The sequence below is a fragment of the Streptomyces coacervatus genome (assembly GCF_029223485.1).
Lineage (GTDB): Bacteria > Actinomycetota > Actinomycetes > Streptomycetales > Streptomycetaceae > Streptomyces > Streptomyces coacervatus.
The window spans coordinates 166,069-184,401 of the sequence record NZ_JARHTP010000013.1; the positions used below are offsets into that span (position 1 = coordinate 166,069).

Consider the following 18,333-nt stretch of genomic DNA (forward strand, 5'->3'; position numbering starts at 1 on the left):
GTATGTTTACGACGTATACGTACATCTTTGCATCACGAGGCCCGGGCGTCAACCCCGCCGTCCGCCGCCAGCGAAGCGCTGATCCGCCTCGCGGTGAACCCCGTCCCGCACACAAAGCGCAGCAGCGGCCCGAAGGTGGGAGCGGCGGCCAGCCCCGCGAAGTACAGGCCCGGCACCGAGGCCTGGAAGTCGGCGGACAGCCGTGGCGCACCGGCCAGTTGGGGCGGATCGGCGGCGCTCCTGCGCACCGCCCTGCGCAGCTGCGGGCTCAGCAGTTCCACCCTGTCGACGTCGACCAGGTATCCGGTCCCCGCGATGACATGGTCGGCGTACAGGGTCTCCACGTCTGCGCCGCCATTGCGCACCTTCAGCCGCACCCCGCCGTTCTCGCGCGCCGCCGAGTGGAGGCTGCGGCCGGACAGCACCGGGACACGGCCCTGCACGCGCTCGCGGAGCCACCAGGCGCCGGACGGTCCCAGCACCGTCCGCAGCAGGTGGGCGCGGGTGCGGGCCGGCAGGTGCCGGATGGCCGCGGGCCCTCGGCTGCAGACCACCAGCGGCCATCCGGTGCCCATCACGGCCTCCGGCCACAGCACTCGTGCGTGCAGCGGACGGTCCTGGGCCCGGTCGGCCTCCGGGGGAGGGCCGAAGGAGGGGCGGGTGCGGGCGACCACGGCCGGCTCGGCGCCGGCCTCGTTCAGCAGAGCAGAGGTCTCCAGGGCCGACTGCCCGCTCCCCACCACGACGACGCTCCGGCCCGCGAACACCGAAAGATCCGTGTGGTCCGCGGTGTGGGAGACGAGACCGTCCTCGCGCAGCCCGGTCAACTCGCGCGGTACGTACGCAAAGGGGGTGACACCGGTGGCGACGACGACGCCGCGCGCGGTGAACTCCTCTCCGGAGTCCAACGTGATGCGGAACCGGCCGTCAGGGGGGCGGTCGACGCGGCGTACCGCGGTCCGTTCCAGCCCGGGGACGCAGTTCTGCTGGAACCAGAGCCCGTAGCGCACGAATTCGGACAGCGGCACCGGTTCGCGCTCGCGGCCCGGGTGGCGTCCCTCCTTGGCCCGGAATTCCCCGAGTCCGTGCCCCGGGGCGGGGGCCGAGATCGACGAGGCGAACGGGGACGACTTGAGGTACATCTCGCGCGGCATGTGCGAGCGCCAGCCGTCCATCGGCTCCCCGAAGATCCGGTACGGCACTTGGCGGGCCTGGAGGTGGGCGGCGATGGAGAGCCCGTAGGGGCCTGCTCCCACCACGGCGACGTCGACGTCTCCTGAAGGCTTCATGATTCCGGGCGCCCTTCCCATCAGCGGCTTCTTGACTATTTGCCTGTATCGGGCGTATGTATATTTACAGCGTAAACATGTGTAGACGGACAGGCAAGACCGGCCAAGAGGTGAGGTGGCAGGCCGTGGCCGTCGTAAACGAATCGACCAGCGCCGGACCGGCGGAGACCGCGGGAAGGATGCGCACGCGCCACCGCCGCACTTCTCCGGTCCCGGTCCTGCTCGCGGTCGACGCGCTTGCCGCCACCATCGCCGCGGGCGGGGTGTATCTGCTCTGTCAGCGCTGGTTCGTCCCGGCCGTGCTCGTCCCGCTGTGGCTCCTCGCTCTGGCGTCACAACGGGTGTACGGGTCCTGCGCCGACGCGGAGTGCCTGCGCCGGGTGCTGCGGGCGGCCTGTCTGGCCGCCGCCGCGGCCGGCACCGCCTGGTGGTTCGCGCCCCGCGACGAGCTGCTGCACGACGCGCTGATCGCACTGCCGCTCGCCACCGGGCTGACGCTCGCGCTGCGCCGGCACCGGCGGGCGAGGATGCGCACCCGCGGAAGCCGGGTGCTCGTGCTCGGACCCGCCGAGTCCGCCGCCGAGTTGAGCGCGGCGCTGCGCAGGGGGCACGCCCCCGGGGTGCAGATCGTCGGTGTGTACCCCGACGCCGTGGACCTGCTCAAGGCGGTACGGCGGACCGGCTGTGACGCGGTCATCGCCCTGCCGGGTCCCGAGTTGGGCGCCGAAAGGCTGCGGCGGCTGTCCTGGGAGCTGTGGACAGCGGGCGTCGACCTGATGCTGGCCCCGGTCCTCGCCGATGTCTCGGCCGGGAGGCTGGCCGTGCGTCCGGTCGCCGGAGTGCCCCTGTTGCAGCTGCACGCCCCCAGGCTGTCCGCGCTGCCCCGCGTCCCCAAAGAGCTGACGGACCGTCTGCTGGCTTTGCTGGGTCTGCTGCTGCTGGCTCCGCTGATGGCGCTCATCGCCGCGTGGGTACGGCTCGACAGCCCGGGACCCGCGTTCTACCGGGAGCGCAGAATCGGGTGCGACAGCCGTGAGTTCACTCTGCTGAAGTTCCGGACGATGCGCCGCGGTACGGACCGGCTCAAGGCCGAACTCGCCCACCTCAACCGCTACGGCAGCGACCGGTACTTCAAGATCGCCGACGATCCGCGCGTCACCAGGGCGGGAGGGTTCCTGCGCTCGTCCTCACTGGACGAGCTGCCGCAGCTGTTCAATGTGGTGGCAGGCCATATGTCCCTCGTCGGCCCGCGACCTCTGGTGAAGGACGAGGTCGCCGCCCTGAGCGAGGACGGCAGTCACCGGCTCCTGGTGAAGCCGGGCATGAGCGGGTTGTGGCAGGTCAGCGGCCGCTCCTGCCTGCCGATCGAAGAGCGGGACCGGCTCGATGTGAGCTACGTCGAGAACTGGTCGCCCGCCCTGGACCTGTCCATCCTGCTGCGGACGCCGTCCGCGGTCGTGCGCCGGACCGGCGCATGCTGAGGAGCCCCCATGAGCGACCAGACACCGGCACTGCTCGTCAAGTTGGGGTGTTTCCCGCAACTCCACGGGGGGCTCGGGGTGGTGCGCACCCTGGGGCGCATGGGCGTCCCGGCGTACGCCATGGTCGAGGACCGCTTCACCCCGACCGCCCTCTCACGCCATCTCGCCGGCCGCTTCGTCCGCCCGACGACCGGCCGGGAGGACGCCTCGGAACTGGTCGCGGCGCTCCTGCAGATCGGCCGGGAGATCGGCCGCCGCGCGGTCGCCGTGGCGGAGGGGGACGAGGCCGCCGTACTGCTGGCGGAGCACGCCGACCGCCTGGCCGAATGGTTCGTGCTGCCCCCTGTGCCGCCCGCGCTGCCGCGCAGGCTGGCCAGCAAGGAAGGGCTGCACCGGATCTGCCAGGAGCACGGGGTGCCCACTCCCCGGACCCGGTCCCCCGTCGACCGCGCCGAGTTGGTCGCGGTGAGCCGCGAGTGGGGCTTTCCTGTGGTGCTCAAGGACAGGGAGGCGTTCACCAAGCTGGACGACTCCGCCATGGGACACACCACCGTCGTCCATGACGAGGGTGAGCTGCTCGCCCGGTGCGGGGCGGCCGAGTCTCCGTCCGTCATCGTGCAGGAGTACATCCCTCTCGACATCGCCGAGGAGTGGTTCACCCACCTCTACGTGAGCGCCTCAGGCACGCCCCGGCTCGTCTTCACGGGCCACAAGCTCCGCTCCTGGCCGCCCGGGACGGGCCTCACCACCCGGGCGCGGGCCCGGCCCAACTCCGTCCTCGCGACGCTGGCCGCCGAGCTGTGCCGGGCGATCGGCTACTGCGGGATCGCCGACCTCGACTGGCGGTTCGACCGGCGCGACGGCCGCTACAAGCTGGTGGACTTCAACCCTCGGTTCGGACAGCAGTTCCGTCTCTTCGGCACCGCGCGGGGACTGGACGTGGTCCGGGCGCTGTACCTGGATCTGACGGGTCAGCACGTTCCGGACGAGCAGCAGATCCACGGCCGGGGCTTCATCGTGGGCAATCTGGATGCGGTGTCGGCGACGGTGAGTGCCTGGCGCGAACGCCGGCTGCCGGCGTCGCTGTCGCGGCGGAACCTCGAACGGGCCTGGCTGAGCCGGGACGACCCCGTGCCCGCGGTCGCCGAGGCGGCGCGCTTCAGCGGCACCGTGGCCCGGCGGCTCACCAAACCGGTGCGTGTCCTGGCGCAGAAAGGCGCAGTGTCGTGAGGCGGACCATCCTGCACTTGGCGCAGTCGAGCGAGGCGGGCGTCGCCCGAGTGGTCACGGACCTGGCCGCCGGGCAGTGCGCGAGGGGCGACCGGGTGATCGTGGCATGTCCGGCCGCGGGCACGCTGTCGTGGACGGCCGCGCAGCGTGGCGCCGAGGTCGTGCCGTGGGACGCCGTGCGCTCTCCCGGTGCGGCGCTCCCGCGTGAGGTGGCCGGAGTGCGGCGCATCGTGGACCTGGTGCGCCCGGACGTGGTGCACCTGCACAGTGCGAAGGCGGGCCTCGCGGGCCGCCTGGCGATACTCGGGCTGCTGCCCACCGTCTATCAGCCGCATGCCTGGTCGTTCGACGCCGTGTCCGCTGTCCTGCGGACCGCCACCGTGCAGTGGGAGAGGGCGGGAGCGCGCTGGGCACACCAGGTGGTGTGCGTCAGTGACGGCGAGCGTGCCCATGGGGTGGCCGCCGGCATCCGGTCCCGGTACGCCGTCGTACGCAATGGGGTGGACCTGGACTGGTGCAGCCCGCCGGAGGCCGGTTCCCGTGCGGCTGCGCGGTACCGGCTCGGTGTCTCCGGCGCCGGGCCGCTGGCCGTGTGCGTGGCGCGTCTGTGCCGTCAGAAGGGGCAGGACGTGCTGCTCGACGCCTGGGCGCAGATCGAGGAGCGGCTGCCGCAGGCGCGGCTGGTCCTGGTCGGGGGCGGGCCGGACCGTTCGGTCCTGGCAGCGCGGGCGCCCTCGACCGTCGGGTTCGCCGGGACCGTCGTCGACCCTCGCGACTGGTATCTGGCTGCCGATCTCGTGGTGCTGGCCTCCCGGTGGGAGGCGGGGATGGCGCTCGCCCCGCTGGAGGCCATGGCTTGCTCCCGCCCCGTCGTCGTCACCGATGTGCCGGGAGCCCGGGAGTTCCTGCCGGCACGTCATGTGCCGTTTGCCGTCGTGGCGTTGGACGATCCGGGCGCGCTCGCGAGTGCGGTGGTACGTCTGCTGGCGGATCCTGCGGCCGGCCGTGCACTCGGCGAGGAGGCGCAGGCGCATGTGCGCCGCCATCACGACGTGCGGCGGGTCGTCGAGCGTATGTACACCGTGTACGACGAGGCCCGCCGCGTCTGGGCCGCGGGCGTGCACGGCCGGAACCGTACGACGGCCGGGGCGCGTGATGCGCAGATGCGGTCATGACCGGTCGGCGGAGCCGATCAGTGAGTGCAGGGTGGGGCGCAGCGACGGTACCGCCCCGGACATCCGGCGGACGGCGGAATAGCCGCGCCAGGTCTTCAGTCGGAAGGTCGCGCCGATCTCGGTGGCGTTGATGTCGACGCGCGGGACGGCATGGCGCCCGGCGCCTTCGTGCACGCTGAACGCGATCTCGAAGCCGGCTTCGGCCACGGCTCTGCGTACGGCGGCGTCATGCGTTCCGTAGGGGTAGGCGAAGGCGCGGGCGCGCCTGCCGGTGATGTCGGCCAGCACCGCCGCGGCGTCCACGAGATTGCGGGAGAGGGTCCCGGGCCCGGCGTTCGCCATGTCGCTGTGGTCCCATCCGTGGCATTCGACGTCCAGCCCCGCATCTACGAGTGCGCGCACGCCTTCCGCGTCGAGCAGCGGCTCGTCGGGCATCTCGGCCATCCATGTGGAGCGGCCGCCGAGCACTCCGCTGAGCACGAAGGCGGTGGCCGGGAACCCCAGTTCGTTCAGGATGGGCAGTCCCTCGTCCAGAAGGGCCCGATAGCCGTCGTCGAAGGTCACCAGCACGCTGTGGCTGGGGAAGTCACCGCTCAGGTAGCGGCCGAGCGTCAGGGGCGTCCAGCCCCGGTCGAGGAGCCCTCGCAGTTGTCTGCGGAGCGTGTCCGGCGGGACGAACAGGCAGAACGGGTCCTGCCGGGCGGGGCGTGTGCCCACGCCGTGGTACATGAGTACCAGCGGCCGCTTGAGCGCGATGGCGGGACTCATCGGGAACCCTCTGCATGCGGACCGTCCGCGGCAGCTCCGCCCGATCTCATCCAACCGGCCAGTCCGCGCCCGGCCCCGGCAGCCTTGGCGAGGTCGCGCACCGCCGCGGCGAAGGGGACGAGGGGCAGCGCCGCCCAGTGGTGGCGGCGTACGGCCCGGGCGAGCGGCAGTGACACGTACGCCGCGAACCCCACAGCCGCGACCGACCGGGCGCGCGGGCCCGAGACCACCGCGGCGAGGGCGCCGGCGTAGGCGAATCCCCTGGCCACATCCCGGCCCAGCATGCGCGGGTTCGCCGATCGTCCGTCGCCCTCGCCGTAACGGAAGTACATCTCCGCCGTCCGGCGCAGCGTCGGCCGCTGATCCCAGCGGACCTCGGCGGAGGAGGCGAGGACCGCCCGGTGGTCGGCCCCGATGACGGCGCGGCCGAAGAGCACGTCCTCGGCGGTCCGCAGCTGTTCGGGGAAGCCCCCGGCGTCCTGCCAGGCGGTGCGGGCGAAGGCCATCGAGCGCCCGGTGGGCATGGTCGGGTCGAGTCCGCGGCCGAAGAGCCGGCAGTACACGCGTGTCCACGGTCCCGGATGCCGGGCCTCCTCGGGGACCGGATAGCCCACCGCCGCCATGGCCCGGGCCGGCGCCGCGCCGCCGTCCACCCGGTAGACGCCGGTGATCAGGTCGGCCGGGTCGGGCTCCGCCGCCGCCGCGCGCAGCCGGTCCAGCCAGTCGGGGTCGGGGTAGCAGCCCGCGTCGGTGCAGGCGATCAGCGGGTTGGCCGCGGCGCGCACGCCGGCGTTGCGGCCGGCCGAGATGCCGGAGCCGGGGAGCCGGAGCAGGCGGATCCTGGCGTCCTTCGCGGCCCACGCCCCGACCCGGTCGGCCGTGTCGTCGGCCGAGCCGCCGTCGACGACGACGATCTCGTCCCCGTCCTCCACCAGTTGGGGAACCAGCAGGCCCAGCAGCCGGTCGATCACATCGCCCTCGTTCAGCACGGTGGTCACCACCGAAACCGGCGCCGTCCCGGTCAGCCCCGCGCCGGGCAGCCGAGCGGCCTCGGAGAGAATCTGCACCAGCCGTCCGGCGCACTCGGCGGGGCCCGGATGGGAAGCGGTCAGCCGCTGCCCCACCGCGCCCATGGCGAGACGGGTGTCGCGATCCGCCAACCGCCGCAGCGCCAGGCCCACTTCGGCGGGGGCGCCGGGCGGCACGGAGATCCCGGCGGGCGCCGCACCCGGCTGCGCCACCCGGTCGGCCACGGGGCCCGGCGTGGCGATCACGGGGACCGCGGAGCGCATCGCCTCCAGGGCGACCGCGCCGAACCCCTCCGGATGGGGCATCGCCGGGGTGGGCTTGGTCAGCACCGCGACCGCGTCGGCCCCGGGGATGCTGCGCCAGGCGTCCTCGATCCAGCCCGTGAAGTCGACGCGGTCGCCCACCCCGAGGTCGGCGGCCAGCTGCGAGAGCCGGCTGCGCTCGCCCGGTTCGGCGGGATCGTCGCCCCCGATCGCAACCAGCCGCCAGCGCTCGCCCCCCGGCCTCGCCAAGGCCTCGATCGCATCGTCCACGCCCTTGTTGGCGACCATGCGGCTGAGGGTGAGCAGCAGCGACTCGTCGTGGCCGTTGAGCCGTACGCCCTGTCGTACGAGATTGTCCCGGGCGGCCTCGCGGGGCAGTGCGGTGCCCTCCGGCGCGGGGAACGGTACGAGTACGGCACGGGGGTGTCGCGAGGCGACGACCAGTCCGTCCGCCGTGGCGACGCAGTCGTCGATGAGCGCGGCCAGGAGCTTCATCAGACGGGGGTGGGTGTAGTCGTGCTTGGCCCATACGCAGCGCACCCCGGTGAGCCACGCGGCCGGGCCGCACACGCACGCCGCTTTGATCCCGTTGGCGAGAACCACGTCGGGCCGGTCCGCCCGCAGCCGGCGCGCGAACCATGCCGACGAGGCCCCGACCGCCGATCCGGTCCGGCCCGTGCGGTGCGTGACGCAGGGCACGCCCCGGCGGCGGAACTCCTCGCCCAGCGGCCCCTCCCCCAGCATCACCGCGTCCACGGCCAGCCGGTCCGTGGCGTCGAGCAGCGCCAGCAGCCAGAGTTCGGCACCGCCGAGGATTCCGGCGGTCGTGACCACTGTGACGCGCAGTGGACGGTTCATGGGCCCCTCCTCGCAGAGTCGCGGCGCCGGTCTGCCGCCGACCCGAGGAGGACAGACCAGCGCCGCCCAGAGGATTCATGGCAGCTATATGTATATTTACGATGTATACGTACAGACTAGGCCGAAAGGTGCGCACGGTCAAGGCGGGGTCTCCCGCCATTTCCGGCTAACATCCGTGTTTACGTCGTATACGGACGCGTCGCGAGGAGACGGGCAATGGCAGAGAGCGGCTCCGAGACCGGACCCACCCGTCGCGCCAGCGACCGCGGCCGCTACGGCAGGCTCAGTCGTGAGCGCGTGCTGGCCGCCGCCCTGCAACTGGTGGACCGCGAAGGCCTCTCGGCCCTGAGCATGCGCCGGCTGGGTGCGGAGCTCGGAGTGGAGGCGATGGCGCTCTACCGTTATGCGGCGAGCAAGGACGCACTCCTCGACGGCCTGGTCGAAGCGCTGTATCTCGAGCTGGAGGAGAGCCTGGCCGCCGGCCCCGAAGCCGGCCCGACGGACGCTGCGCCCGCCTGGCGCGCCGAGCTGCACCGCATCGCCCGGGCCACCTACGACGTCTGCCTCGCCCACCCCCAGGCGGTCCCGCTGCTCACCACCCGCATGCTGGCCGTCCCGCTCGCGCGTCGCCCGCTCGCCGTGCTGAAGGACCACGAGAGGGTGCTCGCCCTGCTCCGGGAGGCGGGCCTCGACGACGCCGGCACGGCGGCCGCCTTCCGGGCCTTCACCGCATGGCTGCTCGGCTATGTGTCCGTGGAGCTGCGGCCGATGGTGGACAACCCCGACGAGCAGGAACCGGCGTTCCGCCTCGGCCTGCACCGCATGCCGCCCCAGGAGCTGCCCAGGCTCCGCGAAGCCGCCCCCGCCCTCACCGAGCCGGGCGGCCCGGAGGGCCTGACCGCCGGCCTGGACGCGCTGCTCGACCGTTTCGGGGAGACCGCCGGGAGCTAGACCCCGCACAGGCTCCGCGCGATACGTATTCCGGTACGTATTCCTCGACTTCCGGTACGTATTCTTCGACGGTGCCTGAGACCGAGCTGATGCAGCTCCCCGACATGCCGCTGCACGATCCGTTCATCGTCGCCGACAAAGCCACCCGCACGTACTACCTCTACACCTCCAACGACCCGTCCGTATCGGGCGTGGACGGCACCGGCACGATGGTCTACCGCAGTCACGACCTGCGCGGCTGGATGCGCCCCGTGGTGGTCTTCCTCGCCGCCGAGCAGAGCGGGATCTGGGCGACCGACGGCGGATGGGCGCCGGAAGTGCACGAACTGGGCGGCAGGTACTACCTGTTCACCACGCTGCACAACCAGGACAAGGCGCTTCCGGTGCCACCGGCCAACCAATGGGGCACGCCGTTCCAGCTTCCGAACTACCTGCGCGGCACGATCACCGCCGTGTCCGACTCGCTGCTGGGTCCCTTCACCGCGGTCGACCCCGCGCGCCCCACCCCGCCCGAGAACCTGATGACCCTCGACGGCACGCTCCACGTCGACCGGTCCGGGCAGCCCTGGATGGTGTACGCGCACGAGTGGCTGCAGACCGTCGACGGCACCATGGAGGCGATCCGGCTGACCCCGGACCTGTCGGGAACCGTCGGAGATCCGGTCTTCCTGTTCAAGGCCTCGGACGCGTTCTGGATCAGCGAGCAGATCCCCGGCGGGGTCCCCCACCAGCTCCCGCCGTACATCACCGACGGCCCCCAGCTGTACCGCACCCCTGACGGGTCGCTGCTCATGCTGTGGTCGACGTACGAGAAGAACGTGGCCGGCAAGGACGGCACCGTCAGCGGCGGCTATGTGCAGACCTGGGCCGTCGCCGAGTCCGGCGAGATCACCGGGCCGTGGCGGCAGCAGCGGCCGCTGGTCCGCGACGACAGCGGTCACGGCATGCTGTTCCGCACCTTCGACGAGCGGCTGATGATGGTCCTCCACCGCCCCTTCGAGAACGCGCGAGGAAAGCTGTACGAGATGCAGCTCGTCGGCCATGAACTGCGGGTGCTGCGTCAGCGCACCGACCTCGACGGCGGCGGATGAAGACAGAGCAGGTGTGGCCGTCCGGCGGCGATGCCGGACGGCCACGTGTCTGAGCAGTGCCGTCAGCTCTTGCCGACGAGCCGCCAGATCTGGTTCTTCTTCGTGCTCAGCGCGCTCGCCGCGTCGCAGGTCCACTGGTGGATCAGCGCGCCGGGCGTGGTCGAGACGTTGGAGACGTCGACGCACTTGCCGCTGTGTACGGCGACCAGCTGGTAGTCCTTGCTGTTGCCGAGCGCGGTGACGGGGTTGAGGGTGAACTGCTGGTTGGTGGCGCCGTTACAGGTGTACTGGATGACGGCCGCCCCGTCGGCGGTGGACGCCCCGGAGACGTCGAGGCACTTGCCGCTCAGCTCGTTGACCACGGTGTAGGTGTTGGTCTTGCCGCTCACCGGCTTGAGGTCGAGCATCTGCTGGTAGCCGCCTTCACAGTTCCACTGCTGGTACTGGGTGCCGTTGGCGGTGCTTAGGTTGGTGTCGTCCAGGCACTGGCCGCTGTTCTCGCTGACCGCGACCGTGGAGACGGTGGTGTTGGACGGCGGCAGCAGGGTGACGGTGTAGCCGTCCTTGGTGTTCGTCCAGGGGAGGCTCACCGAGGCCGCGTTGTTGCTGACGTTCAGGGTGGTGTCGGAGATGGTCTCCGGGCCGGCCACCGCGGCGCCGTTGTTGTACGGGACGCGCTGGACGACCGCGCGGACCTGGCCGTTCTCCACCACCGAGGTGGTGTCGAGGCCGGTGAGGTTGACGGTGACGTTGCCGGTGTTGCCGTTGCTGCCGAGCAGCACCTTGGCGTTCTTCGCGGTGTTGTCCTTGGTGGCGAGGCCGTCGGTGCCGGAGCCGGGGGTGAGGCTGACGATGTTGCCGGTCTGGGAGCCGTAGTAGCGGTACATGAACCACTCGCCCAGGGGCAGGTACTGGCCCGCGCTGTTCTTGGTGAGCAGGTTCGCCTCGTCGTCGTGCAGAGCGGTGCCGGAGGCCCAGTTGCCCCGCAGACCGTCGGCGCCGGCCCGCTCCAGGCGGCCGATGAACCAGGCGCCGCCGCCGGGGTTCTGCTGGGAGAGCGCGGCGTACTCGTTGATCTGGTACGGGCGGGTGTTGGTCAGCCCCGCGGAGGCGAGGGTGGAGTTGGCGCTGGATACTCCCGGGACGGGGTCGGCGGGTTCGTCGTGCCAGCTGTAGATGTCGGGGGCGACGTTGTTGGCCTTGACGTAGTTGAGATACGTGGTCCACCAACCGTTGGAGGAGGTGGGCTGGCCGGCCATGCTGGGGCCGACGATGAGCTGGCCCGGGAACGCCGACCGGACGCGGGCGTAGAACCGCGACCACATCTGCAGGTACTGGCTCTGCGAGGGAGCCCAGAAACCCTTGCCGTCGGGCTCGTTCCACAGGTCCCACTCGACGGTCATGTTGTTGGCTTTGACGTCGTTGATGAGCTGCGTGACGAAGTTGTCGAAATGCGTCCAGTCACCGTTGTCGCCGGGCCAGCCCTGGCTGGTGGTGCTGTCCGCGCCCCACAGGTCATGCGGCAGGATGACGAAGGTGCCGCCGAGGGCCGCGGTGCGCTTGTACTGGGCGAGCGTGGCGTTCCAGCGGGTCTGGTAGTCCGCGAGGCTGGTGCCGTAGCCGCCGCTGTTGAGCTGGGCACCGCCGGCCCGCATGAAGTGCCACTTGATGTCCTTGAAGAAGTGGTCCTGCGGGAGCGAGCCGTTCGGCGTCATGCCGTAGATCATTCCGGAGGCGTGGTACGTCGGGGCGCCTCCGGCGGTGGCGAAGTCGACGGTGACGCTCGTGTCCGCGGCCCGGGAGGGGGCGGCCGGTATCAGGGTCGTTGCCAGGGCGGTCAGGAGGACGGCGACGGACGAGACGGCCCGGCGCCTGATGCTTGTTGTGGGTCTGGGGAGGGTTGTGGGCGAATTCATGGTGCGGCTCCTGGAGGGGGAGGACCGGGGCTCGTGACGGCCCCGGGGCTGTGTGGGAGGCGGCCGCTCAGCGGCCCTCTCGGTGGGCGTGTGCCTCGGCCAGCAGGAGGTAGCTGCTGGCGGTCCAGGTGTAGGCGCGGTCGCGAAGACCCGTGCCGGTGAGGGCGTCGAAGTTCTCGGCGAAACCGTGGGTCTCGCACAGGGCGCGGAAACGGGCGCTGATGTCGTCCGCCAGCCGGTGGTGGCCGGCCCGGCGCAGGCCGTCCTCGACGAGGACGGTGGCGGGGGCCCAGATCGGGCCGCGCCAGTAGCCGTCGGCGAGGTAGTGCGGCGAGGTGGTCAGTTCGGTGGCCAGGCCGTACGGCGTCAGATGGGCCTTGACGTGGTCGGCCAGCGCGCTGCTGACCTCAACGGGCAGATGCTCGCCCAGCACGACGGGCATCAGGTCGAGGAGGCTGTCGCTGCTCCAGGTGTTCCCGGTGGCCACGCCCCGGGCGACGAACCGGTCATCGGTCCACAGCTGGTCGAGCAGCGCCGTCTGTATGTCCTCGGCCATCGCCGTCCACCGGCGCTCCTCGTCCGCCTTGCCCAACTCCCCTGCCAGACAGGCGAGTTCATGCAGCTGAAGGACGAGGAATGCGGCCAGGTCAGCGGTGACGACCACCCGCTCGGGGTCGAAGGTGGTGGCGTTGTCCCAGCCGCTGTCGTTGCCGTGCTGGTAGTAGGGAAGTTCGGCATCGGGGGCTCTTCGTGCGGTGAGCCAGAAGTCGGTCCAGCGCTCCAACCTGCCGTAGATGTCGGCCAGTTGGGCCTGGTCGGGAGGTGCCGGCAGGCGGCGGCGCAGATGGCCGAAGGCCCAGCCGTGGATGGGCGGCTTGACGAAGTTGTACAGGACCTCGGAGTGGGTGACCGAGTCGGGCAGGGCACCGCTGTCGTCCTGGTGGTCGAAGGGCAGGGCGAACTGGTCCAGGGCCAGTTCGGGGCAACCGGGCGCCAGGGCAAGGGCGTTGAAGCAGTGGTCCCAGCTCCAGACCTTGTCCATCCAGTGCTTGGACATCAGCACCGCGGGGCGGGTGACCAGGCCCGTCGGCCGTACGGTCGCCGACCACACGACGTAGGCGGCGAGTTCGGCCGCCGGTGTCCCGGACGAACGCCAGGGGGCCACCGCGTCCACGAAGTCCGCGAACGCGCCCCGCGCGGACTCCGCGATGTCGTCGAAGGTCGCCGAGGTCGCGTACGGCGGGCGGGAGGTGTCGAGTTCCTCGACCGCGATCTCCCAACCGCCGCCCCCGTCCTGGGTGATGGCAAGACCGCGGTCGCCGCCGCCCAGGGCCTGGGCCCCGGCCGCCTCGGCGATGCTGCCGGACAGCACGGTGACGCGGTAACGGCGTCCGGTCTCGTACGACGTGAACACGTGCGCGTCCGCCGCCGGATCGTGGAAGAAGTACGTGCCGCTGAACGGGGTGAGGGTGTGCGCGGCGGCGAGGACGCCGAGGCCCAGGCCGCTCCCCCGCAGGCGTACGGTGTCCGGCGACTCGTAGGCGAGGTCGATGCGCCCGCTCTCGCCGATCCAGCTGAGCCGGCCCGGTGTTGCCTCGACGCGGGTCTCGGCGCGGTCGGCCGTCGTCGTGCCCAGGGGGACCATGCGCAGCACGGCGTGCATGCCGTTCTGGTGCGAGACGAGATGGAGGTCCTCGGCGTATGTCTTCTCCGCCACCACGGGCGAGATGTCGAACCAGGATCCGTACGTGCTGAACGGGATGTCGTGGACGGAGAAGGCCGGGCCGGACGGGGCGGCGGTCATGGTGGCGTGACTCGTTTCTGGGGCAGGGGTAGCGGCCGACTGACCAACTGGTCAGCCGTTGTGGCGGGTTGGGGCTCAGTCCTTGACGGCTCCGGCGGTCACGCCGGCCGCGACGTAACGCTGGGCGAGGACGAGGATCACCGCGGCCGGCAGGGAGGCCACGACAGCGGTGGCCATGATGGCGTTCCACTGCTGGTTGTTGTTGCCGATGTAGTGGTAGATGCCGAGGGTGATCGGCTCGTGGGTGCCGCCATTGACGAGGGTGCTGGCGAAGACGAAGTCGGACCAGGACCACAGGAAGGCGAACAGGGACACCGTGACCACGGCGTTGCGGCTCATCGGCAGCACGACGGACCAGAAGGTCCGCAGTGCCATTGCTCCGTCCATCTGCGCGGCCTGGAGCAGCTCGCCGGGGATGCCGGACATGAACGCCGTGAAGATCAGGACCGCGAACGGGACGGCGAGGGTGGAGTCGGCGACGATCAGGCCGGGGACGGACTGGAGCAGCCCGAGCTGGAGGTAGATGGCGTAGAAGCCCATCGCCATGATGATGCCGGGGATCATCTGCGCGGCCAGCAGGACGAAGCTCAGGATGCCGCCGCCGCGCGGGCGCAGCTTGGCCAGGGCGTAGCCGGCGGGCGCGGACAGGAGGACGGTCAGCAGGACGGTGCCCAGGCCGATGACCAGGCTGGTGCCGAGGTAGGGCAACTGCTCGTCCAGGACGGTGCGGTAGCCGGCCAGGGTGCCGTGCAGCGGGAGCAGGTCGGGTGGGCTCTTGCGCATGTCCTGGTCGCGGGTGAGGGACACGTTGAGCATCCAGTACACCGGGAAGAGCATGATCCCGGTCAGCACGACGCCGATCGTGGTCTTCACCCACGTACGCCTGCGGATGCGGCTCATGACAGGGCCTGCTTTCGCTGTACACGGACGTAGACCAGGCCGAAGACCAGGGCGGCGACCACCAGGAGGTTGCCGACGGCCGCTCCCGGGCCGAAGGCCGGCAGGAGGTTGCCGAAGCCGAGCTGGTAGGACCAGGTGGCGAAGGTCGTGGAGGAGTCGGCCGGGCCGCCCTTGGTCATGATCCAGATGATGTCGAAGACCTTGAGCGTGTAGACCAGCCCCAGCAGCAGGGTGATCGCGGACACCGGGCGCAGCAGCGGAAAGGTGATGCTCCAGAACCGGCGCCAGGCGCCCGCCCCGTCCAGGGCTGCGGCCTCGTACAGGCCGGCCGGGATGGACTGCAGGCCGCTGTAGAGCACGACCAGGTTGAAGGGGACGCCGATCCAGATGTTCGCGATGATCACCGAGGTGAGCGACCAGGACGGCGAGGTCAGCCAGTTCACCGGGGCGATGCCGACGGCGTGCAGGATGGCGTTGACGATGCCCGAGTCGGTGTTGAGCATCCACGACCAGGTGGAGGCCGACACGATCAGCGGCAGCAGCCACGGTACGAGGAACAGGGCGCGCAGGGTCGCGGAGAGCCGGAAGTGCTGGTTGAAGAAAACCGCGAGGGCGAGCCCGATGGCGTACTGGAAGACCAGGCAGACGGCGGTGAAGACCGCAGTGTGGAGCAGGGCCGGGGCGAAGGTCGGGTCGTCGAGGACGGTGCGGTAGTTCGCCAGGCCGGTGAAGGGCGCGTCGCCCTGGACGAAGGAGCGGACGGTGTAGTTGCGCAGGCTCAGGTCGAGGTTGCGGTAGAGCGGATAGGCGTAGAAGAGGGCGAGGTAGAGGGTCACCGGGGCGAGGAATCCCCAGGCGGCCCACTGGGTGGAGACGGGCCGGCGGCGCCTCCGGCCGCGGGCCGGGGGCGGGGCGGCGGTGGCCGCCCCGTTCCGGACGCCCGCAGGCCGGTGGTCCGGCGGATGTGTCGTCTGCTTCATGGCGTTCATCGGGCTGACGTCACTTGGCCGCGGACTGCGCCGAAGTGAGCGCGTCCTTGGGCGACTTGGACCCGCTGAGGGCGGACTGGACGGCCTTCCACATCTGCTCGGAGATCTTGGGGTACTTGGTGCCCAGGTCGTCACTGGTGCGGCCCTTCGCCGCCTTGACCGCGTCCACCCACGGCTTCAGCTCGGCGTTCGCGGCCACCTGCTTGACCTGGACCTCGCTGGTGGGAGCCACGTAGGACAGGGTGGTGTCGGTGGTGTTGAGGTTGTCGGTGCTGGTCAGGCAGGACACCAGCTTCTGGGAGGTGGTGTAGCGGCCGGTGTCCTTCTGGACGGGGATGGTCACGAACTCGCCGCCGGTCGGGGCCGAGGCGTTGCCGCCCGTGGCGGCCGGGATGGGCAGCACGCCGTAGTCGAACCCGGCCTTCTTGGCGTTGGCTAGCTGCCAGGTGCCGTTCTCGCTGAACGCGTAGTCGCCGCTGGCGAACTCCTGCCAGCTGGTGGTCTGGGTGTTGTTGAGCACCGAGTTCGGGGCGTAGCCCTGCTTCAGCCAGTCCTTCCACAGGGAGAGCGCGGACACGGCCTGGGAGGAGTCGAGTGCGGTCAGCTTGGCGCCCGAGCCCCAGAACCAGGGCAGGAACTGGAAGCTGCCTTCCTCGGTGCCGATCGCCGAGAAGGTGATGCCCTTCTTGCCAGCCTTCTTGACCTTCGCGAGCGCCGCCGTCAGCGAATTCCAGTCCTTGACCGAGGAGATGTTGACCCCGGCCGTCTTCAGCACCTTCTTGTTGTAGTAGAGGGCAAGGGTGTTGGCGCCGATGGGCGTGCCGTAGGTCTTGCCGCCCGACTGGCCGGCCGCGAGCAGGTTGGGGTCGACCTTCGAGGTGTCCAGCTTGTTGTCGTCGGTCGTGGTGAGCACGCCCGCCTCGGCGAGGGTGGACACCACCGGGTTGTCGACGATGAGGACGTCCGGCGAATTGCCCTGCTGCGCGGCCAGCAGCGTCTTGTTGCCCAGATCGCTGGTGTCGAAGGCGGTCCGCTTGACCTTCACTCCGGCCTTGGTGCCGCACTGGTCCAGCAGCTTCGCCCAGGCCGAGGTCTTGTCGAACTGCGGGTACGGGTCCCAGAGGGTGTACGTCCCGCTGCCGGCGCCCTTGGTGTCGGTGCTGCCCGAGCCGGAGGAGCAGGCGGTGGCACTGACGGCCACGGCGAGTGCGGTCAGGGCTGCGGCGGTCAGACGGCGCTGTCTGGAGGAGCTGTTCATTGCGAGGGTTCCTTTGTTTTGGGCATGCGGGTGCCGAGGGCACGGGGTGGTGAGGGAAAACGGGCACGGCGAACGGCGCTGTCGAGCGCTTCGACGTCCGGTGAGGTGAAAAGACCTACGTGAGGTGAGAGGTGTTACGTGGGTGCGGTCAGGGAGCCGTAGCGGGCCCGGTGCTGGCGCGGAGGGAGATCGGGGGTGCGAGGAGATGGTGCCGGGGCGCCGCGTCGGGATGGTCGAGCCGCTCCACCAGCAGGTCGACGGCGCGTCGGCCCATCTCCTCGGCCGGTACGTCGGCCGCGGTGAGCTGCGGGGTCACCGTCTCCGCCCAGCGGCCGGCGACGACCCCGGTGACGGAGAAGTCGCGCGGTACATGGCGGCCGGCCTGGGCCAGCCCCCGGTAGAGGCCGCCGAGAGCGGCTTCGTTCAGGGTGACCAGGGCGGTGGTGGCCGGGTCGTCGTGCAGGATCTGTTCCAGGCAGGCCTGGCCGGACGCCGCGTCGTCCCCGCAGCAGTACGTCCGCACGGTCAGCCCGCGCTCGGCCGCGGCCTTGGTGAAGCCGTCCAGGCCGCGGTGCGCGGACTCGTAGCCGGCCCGCAGCAGCTGCTCGGGACGGTTGACGAAGGCAACCCGGCGGTGGCCGAGGTCCGCCAGGTGGTGGACGCAGGCCGCCGCCAGCGCGGTGTGGTCCAGGCCGACCCACCAGCCGCCCTCCGGGTGGGCGGTGCGGCCGATGGCGACTGAGGGGAAGGCCAGTTCGGCCAGGTGATCGACCCGGTCGTCCGCCAGCCTGATCTCCATCAGGATCGCGCCGTCGACCCGCCGCTCCCCCAGCAGCCGCTGGAACGAGCGGTCGCTGTCCACGCCGCTCGGGGAGAGCAGTACGTCGTAGTCGTAGGCCGCGGCGGCCTCCACCACGCTGCCGATGAAGTCGAGCTGCATGCCGGTGTAGTGGTTGCCGGCCGGCGGGAAGACCAGGCCGATCGTGTTGGTCCGGCCGTTGGCGAGGGCGCGGGCGCTGGCGTTGGGGCGGTAGCCCAGTTCGTCGATGACGTGCTGGATCTTCCGGCGGGTGTCGTCGGAGACCGGGCGCTTGCCGCTGAGCGCGTAGGAGACGGTGCTCCGCGAGACACCGGCCCGCCGGGCGATCTCACCGATGTTCACGGGTGGCTCCTTGCTTGAGGTTCGAACCGGTTCGACTTCTCAATGGAGAGAGTACTCGCGGGCCGGGTGTCGAACCGGTTCGCGTGAAGTGAAGGTAGGAACCTCACCGAACGCCTGTCAACACCTCTGACGATACTTTCGCACCGGCGGAAGGTCCGGATTTCCTCGG

14 protein-coding genes are annotated in these 18,333 nt (G+C 70.9%); 5 read left to right on the forward strand and 9 right to left on the reverse strand.

The window, feature by feature from the left end; translation table 11 throughout:
• Positions 1-32: 32 nt before the first annotated feature.
• Positions 33-1,289: a SidA/IucD/PvdA family monooxygenase gene (locus P2Q00_RS29870; protein ID WP_275776240.1), complete on the reverse strand. Its 1,257-nt coding sequence runs from the start codon at positions 1,287-1,289 to the stop codon at positions 33-35.
• A 125-nt stretch (positions 1,290-1,414) separates the two neighbouring features.
• On the opposite strand from P2Q00_RS29870, the gene P2Q00_RS29875 reads away from it, so the two are divergent.
• Genes P2Q00_RS29875 through P2Q00_RS29885 form a run of 3 tightly spaced genes read left to right on the forward strand, consistent with a single transcriptional unit; the run spans position 1,415 to position 5,175 of the window.
• Complete coding sequence (locus P2Q00_RS29875; RefSeq protein WP_275776242.1) at positions 1,415-2,770, forward strand: exopolysaccharide biosynthesis polyprenyl glycosylphosphotransferase; 1,356 nt, start codon at positions 1,415-1,417, stop codon at positions 2,768-2,770.
• A 9-nt stretch (positions 2,771-2,779) separates the two neighbouring features.
• Positions 2,780-4,000 (forward strand): carboxylate--amine ligase, encoded by a 1,221-nt coding sequence (locus P2Q00_RS29880; RefSeq protein ID WP_275776244.1) that lies wholly within the window; start codon positions 2,780-2,782, stop codon positions 3,998-4,000.
• Positions 3,997-5,175 (forward strand): glycosyltransferase, encoded by a 1,179-nt coding sequence (locus P2Q00_RS29885; RefSeq protein ID WP_275776245.1) that lies wholly within the window; start codon positions 3,997-3,999, stop codon positions 5,173-5,175. Before P2Q00_RS29880 ends, P2Q00_RS29885 begins: the two co-directional genes overlap by 4 nt.
• On the opposite strand, the gene P2Q00_RS29890 is transcribed toward P2Q00_RS29885, so the two are convergent.
• Together P2Q00_RS29890 and P2Q00_RS29895 are read right to left on the reverse strand one after the other, a co-directional pair.
• Complete coding sequence (locus P2Q00_RS29890; RefSeq protein WP_275776247.1) at positions 5,170-5,943, reverse strand: polysaccharide deacetylase family protein; 774 nt, start codon at positions 5,941-5,943, stop codon at positions 5,170-5,172. The genes P2Q00_RS29885 and P2Q00_RS29890 overlap by 6 nt on opposite strands.
• On the reverse strand, positions 5,940-8,093 hold the full coding sequence (locus tag P2Q00_RS29895) for a glycosyltransferase (protein WP_275776249.1): 2,154 nt from the start codon (positions 8,091-8,093) through the stop codon (positions 5,940-5,942). The genes P2Q00_RS29890 and P2Q00_RS29895 overlap by 4 nt, the downstream gene beginning before the upstream one ends.
• Before the next feature lie 216 nt (positions 8,094-8,309).
• Here P2Q00_RS29895 and P2Q00_RS29900 point away from each other — a divergent pair, with 216 nt between their 5' ends.
• The gene (locus tag P2Q00_RS29900) at positions 8,310-9,044 is read left to right on the forward strand and encodes a TetR/AcrR family transcriptional regulator (protein ID WP_275776251.1); all 735 of its coding nucleotides are present in this window, start codon (positions 8,310-8,312) and stop codon (positions 9,042-9,044) included.
• Positions 9,045-9,133: 89 nt separating this feature from the next.
• Entirely contained in the window at positions 9,134-10,135 is a 1,002-nt protein-coding gene (locus P2Q00_RS29905) for a glycoside hydrolase family 43 protein (RefSeq protein ID WP_275776494.1), read from the forward strand.
• A gap of 62 nt (positions 10,136-10,197) precedes the next feature.
• Here P2Q00_RS29905 and P2Q00_RS29910 read toward each other — a convergent pair whose 3' ends face one another.
• From P2Q00_RS29910 to P2Q00_RS29935, 6 genes are all read right to left on the reverse strand, one after another.
• Complete coding sequence (locus P2Q00_RS29910; protein ID WP_275776253.1) at positions 10,198-12,051, reverse strand: RICIN domain-containing protein; 1,854 nt, start codon at positions 12,049-12,051, stop codon at positions 10,198-10,200.
• Between the two features lie 67 nt (positions 12,052-12,118).
• Positions 12,119-13,855: an amylo-alpha-1,6-glucosidase gene (locus P2Q00_RS29915; RefSeq protein ID WP_275776256.1), complete on the reverse strand. Its 1,737-nt coding sequence runs from the start codon at positions 13,853-13,855 to the stop codon at positions 12,119-12,121.
• Positions 13,856-13,930: 75 nt separating this feature from the next.
• Positions 13,931-14,755 carry a carbohydrate ABC transporter permease gene (locus P2Q00_RS29920; RefSeq protein ID WP_275776258.1) on the reverse strand — a complete coding sequence of 275 codons (825 nt, stop codon included), beginning with the start codon at positions 14,753-14,755 and terminating at the stop codon, positions 13,931-13,933.
• Positions 14,752-15,735, reverse strand: coding sequence for a carbohydrate ABC transporter permease (locus P2Q00_RS29925; RefSeq protein WP_275776259.1), 984 nt, complete (start codon positions 15,733-15,735; stop codon positions 14,752-14,754). Before P2Q00_RS29925 ends, P2Q00_RS29920 begins: the two co-directional genes overlap by 4 nt.
• 19 nt (positions 15,736-15,754) lie before the next feature.
• Complete coding sequence (locus P2Q00_RS29930) at positions 15,755-17,002, reverse strand: sugar ABC transporter substrate-binding protein (protein ID WP_275776260.1); 1,248 nt, start codon at positions 17,000-17,002, stop codon at positions 15,755-15,757.
• Positions 17,003-17,150: 148 nt separating this feature from the next.
• Positions 17,151-18,164 carry a LacI family DNA-binding transcriptional regulator gene (locus tag P2Q00_RS29935; protein WP_275776262.1) on the reverse strand — a complete coding sequence of 338 codons (1,014 nt, stop codon included), beginning with the start codon at positions 18,162-18,164 and terminating at the stop codon, positions 17,151-17,153.
• Between the last annotated feature and the right edge of the window lie 169 nt (positions 18,165-18,333).

Bases quoted from the DNA above. Each gene is read 5' to 3' on its own strand.
- P2Q00_RS29870 (WP_275776240.1), bottom strand. From the start codon at position 1,289: ATGAAGCCTTCAGGAGACGTCGACGTCGCCGTGGTGGGAGCAGGCCCC.
- P2Q00_RS29880 (WP_275776244.1), top strand. From the start codon at position 2,780: ATGAGCGACCAGACACCGGCACTGCTCGTCAAGTTGGGGTGTTTCCCG.
- P2Q00_RS29890 (WP_275776247.1), bottom strand. From the start codon at position 5,943: ATGAGTCCCGCCATCGCGCTCAAGCGGCCGCTGGTACTCATGTACCAC.
- P2Q00_RS29895 (WP_275776249.1), bottom strand. From the start codon at position 8,093: ATGAACCGTCCACTGCGCGTCACAGTGGTCACGACCGCCGGAATCCTC.
- P2Q00_RS29900 (WP_275776251.1), top strand. From the start codon at position 8,310: ATGGCAGAGAGCGGCTCCGAGACCGGACCCACCCGTCGCGCCAGCGAC.
- P2Q00_RS29905 (WP_275776494.1), top strand. From the start codon at position 9,134: ATGCAGCTCCCCGACATGCCGCTGCACGATCCGTTCATCGTCGCCGAC.
- P2Q00_RS29910 (WP_275776253.1), bottom strand. From the start codon at position 12,051: ATGAATTCGCCCACAACCCTCCCCAGACCCACAACAAGCATCAGGCGC.
- P2Q00_RS29915 (WP_275776256.1), bottom strand. From the start codon at position 13,855: ATGACCGCCGCCCCGTCCGGCCCGGCCTTCTCCGTCCACGACATCCCG.
- P2Q00_RS29920 (WP_275776258.1), bottom strand. From the start codon at position 14,755: ATGAGCCGCATCCGCAGGCGTACGTGGGTGAAGACCACGATCGGCGTC.
- P2Q00_RS29925 (WP_275776259.1), bottom strand. From the start codon at position 15,735: ATGAAGCAGACGACACATCCGCCGGACCACCGGCCTGCGGGCGTCCGG.
- P2Q00_RS29930 (WP_275776260.1), bottom strand. From the start codon at position 17,002: ATGAACAGCTCCTCCAGACAGCGCCGTCTGACCGCCGCAGCCCTGACC.